Source organism: Zoogloea oryzae (assembly GCF_030161255.1).
Lineage (GTDB): Bacteria > Pseudomonadota > Gammaproteobacteria > Burkholderiales > Rhodocyclaceae > Zoogloea > Zoogloea oryzae.
The window spans coordinates 1-6,706 of the sequence record NZ_BSPX01000122.1; the positions used below are offsets into that span (position 1 = coordinate 1).

The window sequence follows — 6,706 nt, forward strand, 5'->3', positions numbered from 1 at the left end:
GCCTGCGCCGGCTGCGCCGCGGCATGCCCGCCGACTGGCGCGACGCCCAGCAGAACGCCCTGCTCGCCGAGAAATACGGCGACGCCCGCGGCGCCCGGTCCGAGCTCGACCGCCTGCGCCAGCGCCTCGCCGACGGCGACTGGGTCACCGACGACACCGTGCTCACCCTTGCCGGCCGCCTGCGCGCCGACGTCACCGAGCGGGAAACCCAGTACCAGGAGCGCGAGCGCCACTGCAACGCCGCCCGCCACATCACCACCGAAGCCCGCGCCGCCTACATCGCCAAGCTGCGCGCCACCGTGCGCCAGTACGGCAAGAACCTGCGCGCCCTGGGCGAGCTGGCCAACGTGGATGTGGACTGCCCGGTGCCCCACCTCGAAAACGACGACCGGGCGCTGTCGTCCGCCGGCCTCGAGGTGCGCTTCGACTTCGACCGCAAGGGCGCCGTCGGCCTCAACGACGGCGAAGCCTCCGGCGGCCAGCAGGTGATGAAATCCCTGATCCTGCTGATCGCCCTCTTGATGGACGAAGCCCGCCCCGGCGGCTTCGTGTTCATCGACGAGCCCTTCGCGCACCTGGACATCGCCAACATCGACCGGGTCGGCAGCTTCCTGCGCGCCACCCGCGCCCAGTACCTCATCACCACCCCGGTCACCCACAACGCCAACGTCTTCGCCCCGGCCCAGCTCACCCTGGTCACCCGCAAGAAGAAACCCGGCGACGACTGGGCCCCGCCCATCGGCCTCATCCAGCGGGCCATCTGACGGCGGAGACGGTCATGGACTGGAGCGCCCCCGACGCAGACGGAATCCGCACCTGCCGGCTCGACGACCCGCTGCGGGCGAGCCTGAAGGGCCAACGCCGGCTGCGCCTCGGCAGCCCCAGGCCGCTCGACCTCGACACCTGGCCGGCCGACGACCGCAAGCTCCTCGCCGACTGGGTCCGCCGCGCATCCGACAAGGCCATCCGCCACGAGACGCTGCTCCGGGCCGCCGGCCCGCACCGCGCCATGACCGCCGACAGGCTCCTCCAGACGCTGCTCCGGGCCGGCGTCGTCGAGATCGAAGAGCACCACGAGCGCGGGCACTGGTGGCCGCGGCAGATCCGCTTCATCGCCCCGTCCGGGCTGCGCCGCGACCTCGGCCTGGCCGAACCCGACGCCGACCTGAAAGCCTGGCAGGACATCCGGCAGCGCCGCTTCTCGCTCCCCGAGCTCGACGTCGCCGCGGAAGCCCTCGACGCCCTGCCCCCGGCCCGCGCCCTCGCCCGCCACGCCCTGCTCGACGCCCTGGAGCGCTGGCAGGCCGACCAGCGTGCCGGCACCTGGCGCGACTTCGCCCAGTTTGCCCGGGGTGACACCAAGCAGATCAGCGACGCCGAGAAAAGCTGGCTGGAGGGCGCCGTGTCCCTCGACGATTTCCGCATCAGCGGCCACACGCCCCTCATCCTGCTGCGCCTCCCGGCCACGCTGCAGCTGACCGACGCCAGCTGGCCCCTCGCCGCCGTCCCCGACTTTGCCGCCCTCACCCCGGCGACCATCGACGCCATCACCGCAGCCAGCCCCGCGCCGTTAGTCTGGCGTCTGGTCGAGAACCGGACCAGCTTCGAGCGCGTGGCCCGCACCAGCCCGCCCGACGAAGCCGTGCTGTGGCTGCCCGGCTACCCGCCCTCCTGGTGGCGGCGCGCCGTCGCCAGCCTGCTACGTCACCTGCCGGCCCCCGCGCAAATCGCCTGCGACCCCGACCCGGACGGCATCGCCATCGCGCTCCAGGCCGGGCACCTGTGGACCGACGCGGGGCTCGACTGGCAGCCCTGGAAGATGTCCCCCGACGACCTCGACGCCCTGCCAGCCAAGCGCCCCCTCACCGAGCGCGACCAGGCCCTGCTCGACAGGCTGGTGGCGGGCACGCCGCTGCCCGACGCCCTCCGCGCCCTTGCCGCGCACATCCACCAGCAGCAACTGAAAGGCGAGCAGGAAGGCTATCTCTGAGCGCACCCGCCGGGCTGCTTCAGATTTCCCGGCGCCGGACGTTATTTGGCTCCACACGAATACCGTCCCGCTGCGCGCCATGCCTTCGCCCCCCGCGTCGTCCCCATCCTCGCCCCGCCTGCTCGATCTTCTCGCAGGCGCCGAGGTCTTGTCGCGGACGCGGGATCTGCGGATGATCTTCCGCACTGCTGCCGAATGTGCCATGCGCTTTCTCGATGGCAGCTTCGGCCTGCTCTTCGCGGTGCGCTTCACCCCGCCCGACCACACCGTGGGCCTCCTGGGCTGCTGCGTGTCGGACGGCACCGACACCTACTGGGACGACGTCTGCGACGGCAAATCCTGGTTGCCGGTCGATCCGCTGCTGGGCAGCTGCCTCGAGACCGACTTCGGCCACGCCATTCACCAGGAAGGCGACCTGTGGCGCCTCGCCTTCGCCATCGGCGCCCTCGGCCAGGCCCGCTGGGTACTCGAGATCCACACCCGCACCCCGCCCCGTGACGCCGACTGCAGCGCCCTCGCGCTGTTCCTGCGCTGCTTCGAGAACCAGCAGCTGCAGTGGGAATACGCCAACCTCGACACCCTCACCCGGCTCCTCAACCGCAAGACCTTCGACGACGACTTCGAGCGCCTGATCGCTGCCGCCGAGCTGGCCGAACAGGCCCTCAAGGCGCCCCAGGAGCGCCGCGAGCAAAGCCCGGCAATCACCCAGCCATGCTGGCTGGGCGTGGTGGATATCGACCACTTCAAGAAGATCAACGACAACTTCGGTCACCTCTTCGGCGACGAGGTGCTGCTGCGCGTGGCCGACCTCATGCGCCAGAGCTTCCGCAGCAACGACAAGCTCTTCCGCTTCGGCGGCGAAGAGTTCGTGATCATGCTGCGCAACGTGGCCGAGGATCACGTCCAGAACATCTTCGACCGTTTCCGCCGCGCCGTGGAACGCTTCGACTTCCCCCGCGTCGGGCGCGTGGCCTGCTCGGTGGGCTTCTCGCGGATCGACCCGCGCCTGTCGCCGGCCGAGCTCCTCGGCCGCGCCGACGAGGCCCTCTACTACTCCAAGGAGCACGGCCGCAACCAGGTCAATGGCTTCGACGAGCTCATCATGAGCGGCAAACTGCGCATCACCACCCCGGCCGGCCAGGCCCAGATCCAGTCCGACATCGACGAAATCTTCCTGTAGGGCGGCGCCGGACGGCGCGTTGCCCCCTCCAGCCCACGACGGGCGGGCCCGAATGTGTCAGAATTCAGGGCTTTGCGGCGTTTTGTGATGCTGCCGCACCCGATTCCGTTGATTGAAGAGCCCAAAATGTCCGACCAGACCAACACGCCCGCCCAGGACGAAAACCACCTGATCGCCGAACGCCGTCAGAAGCTCGCCGAATGGCGCGCCACCGGCCGCGCGTATCCGAACGATTTCTCCCGGGAGAACACCGCCGGCAAACTCGACGAGCTCTACGGCGAAAAAACCGCTGAAGAACTCGAAGCGATGCCCGTCGAAGTCAAGGTCGCCGGTCGCATCATGCTCAAGCGTGTGATGGGCAAGGCCAGCTTCATCACCATCCAGGATCTGTCCGGCCGCATCCAGCTCTACGTCACCCGCGACGGCGTGGGCGAAGAGGTCTACGCCGACTTCAAGCACTGGGACATCGGCGACATCGTCGGCACCATCGGCACCCTGTTCCGCACCAAGACCGGCGAGTTGTCGGTCAAGTCGTCCGAGCTGCGCCTGCTCACCAAGAGCCTGCGCCCGCTGCCCGACAAGTTCCACGGCCTCACCGACACCGAGACCAAGTACCGCCAGCGCTACGTCGACCTCATCATGAGCGACGAATCCCGCCACACCTTCGTGGCCCGCAGCCGTCTGGTCCAGTCGATCCGCAACTACATGACGACCCACGGCTTCCTCGAAGTCGAGACGCCGATGATGCACCCCATCCCCGGCGGCGCCTCGGCCAAGCCCTTCGTCACCCACCACAACGCGCTCGACATGCAGCAGTTCCTGCGCATCGCGCCCGAGCTCTACCTCAAGCGCCTGGTGGTCGGCGGTTTCGAGAAGGTCTTCGAGGTCAATCGCAACTTCCGCAACGAAGGCCTCTCGCCGCGTCACAACCCCGAATTCACGATGATGGAGTTCTACGAGGCCTACGCGAACTACCGCACCCTCATGGACTTCACCGAAGGCCTGCTGCGCCACGCCGCCCGCGAGGCGCTGGGCACCGAGGTGTTCACCTACCAGGGCCGCCAGCTCGACCTGTCCAAGCCCTTCCACCGCCTGACCATCGTCGAAGCCATCCGCAAGCACCACCCCGGCTTCACCGATGCCCAGCTGGCCGACGCCGACTGGCTCAAGCAGAAGATCAAGGATTTCGGCGAGAAGGTGAAGCCGGGCGGCCTCGGCAGCCTGCAGCTGCAGCTCTTCGAAGCCTGCGCCGAAGCCGAGACCTGGGAGCCGACCTTCATCATCGACTACCCGGTTGAAGTCAGCCCGCTGGCCCGCGCCTCCGACAGCAACCCCGAGATCACCGAGCGCTTCGAGCTCTTCATCGTCGGCCGCGAGATCGCCAACGGCTTCTCCGAGCTCAACGACCCCGAAGACCAGGCCGCCCGCTTCCAGGCCCAGGCCCAGGCCAAGGACGCCGGCGACGAGGAAGCCATGTACTACGACGCCGACTACATCCGCGCCCTCGAGTACGGCCTGCCCCCCACCGGCGGCTGCGGCATCGGCATCGACCGGCTGGTCATGCTGCTCACCGACAGCCCGGCGATCCGCGACGTCATCCTGTTCCCGCAGATGCGTCCCGAGTCCGAATAAGCCACCATCGACACCCCGCCCGCCCGGCTCCGGCCCGGCGGGTTTTTTCTACCGCCGCGGGTGTGACACAGGGAACGAATGTCACACAATCGCCACCCGGAGGCCCTTCAGCCCTGATATGTTCCCGCCGTTGGTTCATCGACCGTCCCCCTGCATCGCCGCCCCATGACCGAACTGAAGTCCTACGATTTACCAGAGCTGGAAGCGCTCGCCGAGCAGATCAAGGCTGAAATCGCCAAACGGGAAAAGGAAGAGGAAGAACGGGCGCGCCGCGCCGTCGAGGAAGCCGAAGCTGCGGCCCGCGCCGCCGCCGAGAAGGCCATCCGCGATGCCGCCGAGGCCGAACGCAAGGCGAAGGAAGAAGCCGAACAGGCCGCCCGCGCCCGCGAAGCCGAAACGAAGATCCGCTACATGCACCCGTCCAACCGGGCCCTCACCTGGTCGGGCGTCGGCCCCACACCGGACTGGGTCCATGCCTGGCTGGTCACTGGCGGCACGCTTTACGCCCTCGAAATCGCCGCCGAAAAACTCGCGCCGCGGCCCATCCCCGAAAGCCTGCGCCCCCGTTGAGTCTCCCGGCGCATCGCGCCGACGCCCCCGCCACAAAACAAAAACGGCAACAATGAACCGATCATTGTTGCCGTTTTTGCTACAAATCGACCCTCGCTACCACTTGCCGAGCTGCTTCAGCTTGTCCCGCAGGCCGAACACCGGATACCCCAGCGCGTAGGCCCGCTCGGCGTGGGTCTTGGCCTCACCGTACTTCTTCAGGTCGAAGTAGGTCTGGGCCAGAAAGTGCTCGGCGTCCGGGTAATCGCTTTCCTTGTTCTCCTCGTACTTCAGCAACACCTTCAGCGCCTCGTCGGGGCGATGTTCGCTGAGCAGGCCCTCGGCCAGGGCCAGGTAGGATTCCCGCCGCTGGGGCTGCAGCGCGATGGCCTCGGTCCACACCTTCGCCGCGTCAGCCTTCTTGCGCTGGCCGTACAGCGCGCGGCCCAGGTTGGCGCTCACGTACGAGAACATCGGCGCGTTGCGGTTCATCTGCCCGTAAGAATAGTTGAACTCGCTCACTGCCGTGTCGAACTTCTCGGCACCGCGCTTGGCACGGCCCAGGTGGATCAGCCCGTAACAGAAGTGGTGCGGCCCGGGGATGCCCGAAGGATTCCGGGCGCCGCCGGACGTCTTGGGCCCTTCCGTCACGTTGCCGCGCAGCTCGAAGGGCACCCGCTGGATGTAGATCGAACCGAGGATCGCCGGGCGGCAGAAATCCGGCAGCGCGTACCATTCGACGGGTGTCACCGTCACATCCCCCGCCCGGGCCGGAGCCGCAGACAGGCCGAACAGGGCGCCCGCGCAAAGGGCGAGCAGGAGGGGAGCCTTTTTTGTACCGAGCATGATCGATTCGTTCTACGTGGCCGGACGCCGGTCCGGCAGCCGCGGGGGTTGATCGTGGGCCCGCCCCGGATCGGGGCGCAGTGGGCGACGCACGATCATACACATCGCCCCCTCCCGCCGCCATGACGAAAGCCTCAGCCGGATGTCGGCTGCTCCCGGCGCAGCCTATCACCCCCCGACGCGCCGGACCGTTCCACTCAGGCCATCCACCTCCACCTCGTCACCGTCGCGTAGCACCGTCAGGATGCCCGGCAGATTGACCACCGCCGGCAGCGCAAACTCTCGCGCCACGATCGCCCCGTGGGACAGGTAACCGCCCGTTTCCACCACCAGCCCGCCGGCTTTCAGGAACAGCGGCGTCCAGCCCGGATCGGTGGATGGCGCAACGAGAATCTCGCCCGGCAGCAGACGCCCGCCCTCATCCGGATGGCGCAGCAGCCGCGCACGGCCCCGCGCCACGCCGGTGCCCGTGGCCACCCCGCGCCAGGCATCCCGCCCCGCCAGCGGCG

6 protein-coding genes and 1 pseudogene are annotated in these 6,706 nt (G+C 68.4%); 5 read left to right on the plus strand and 2 right to left on the minus strand.

Features of this window, described 5'->3' with window-relative positions; genetic code table 11:
- From QQK25_RS21690 to QQK25_RS21710, 5 genes and pseudogenes are all read left to right on the plus strand, one after another.
- A pseudogene (locus QQK25_RS21690) lies at positions 1-764 on the plus strand (chromosome segregation protein SMC); the annotation flags it as partial.
- Between the two features lie 14 nt (positions 765-778).
- Positions 779-1,990: a hypothetical protein gene (locus QQK25_RS21695; RefSeq protein WP_284189829.1), complete on the plus strand. Its 1,212-nt coding sequence runs from the start codon at positions 779-781 to the stop codon at positions 1,988-1,990.
- Positions 1,991-2,069: 79 nt separating this feature from the next.
- Positions 2,070-3,170 carry a GGDEF domain-containing protein gene (locus tag QQK25_RS21700; protein WP_153159859.1) on the plus strand — a complete coding sequence of 367 codons (1,101 nt, stop codon included), beginning with the start codon at positions 2,070-2,072 and terminating at the stop codon, positions 3,168-3,170.
- Positions 3,171-3,296: 126 nt separating this feature from the next.
- Entirely contained in the window at positions 3,297-4,802 is a 1,506-nt protein-coding gene (lysS, locus tag QQK25_RS21705) for a lysine--tRNA ligase (protein WP_284189830.1), read from the plus strand.
- Positions 4,803-4,967: 165 nt separating this feature from the next.
- The gene (locus QQK25_RS21710; protein ID WP_284189831.1) at positions 4,968-5,372 is read left to right on the plus strand and encodes an H-NS family nucleoid-associated regulatory protein; all 405 of its coding nucleotides are present in this window, start codon (positions 4,968-4,970) and stop codon (positions 5,370-5,372) included.
- 96 nt (positions 5,373-5,468) lie between these two features.
- Here the strand turns inward: QQK25_RS21710 and QQK25_RS21715 are convergent, their stop codons facing one another.
- A complete protein-coding gene (locus QQK25_RS21715; RefSeq protein WP_284189832.1) occupies positions 5,469-6,197 on the minus strand; it encodes a CDC27 family protein in 729 nt (242 codons plus the stop codon).
- Positions 6,198-6,365: 168 nt separating this feature from the next.
- A partial coding sequence (locus QQK25_RS21720) for a PEP-utilizing enzyme (protein ID WP_284189833.1) occupies positions 6,366-6,706 on the minus strand: 341 nt, incomplete at its 5' end.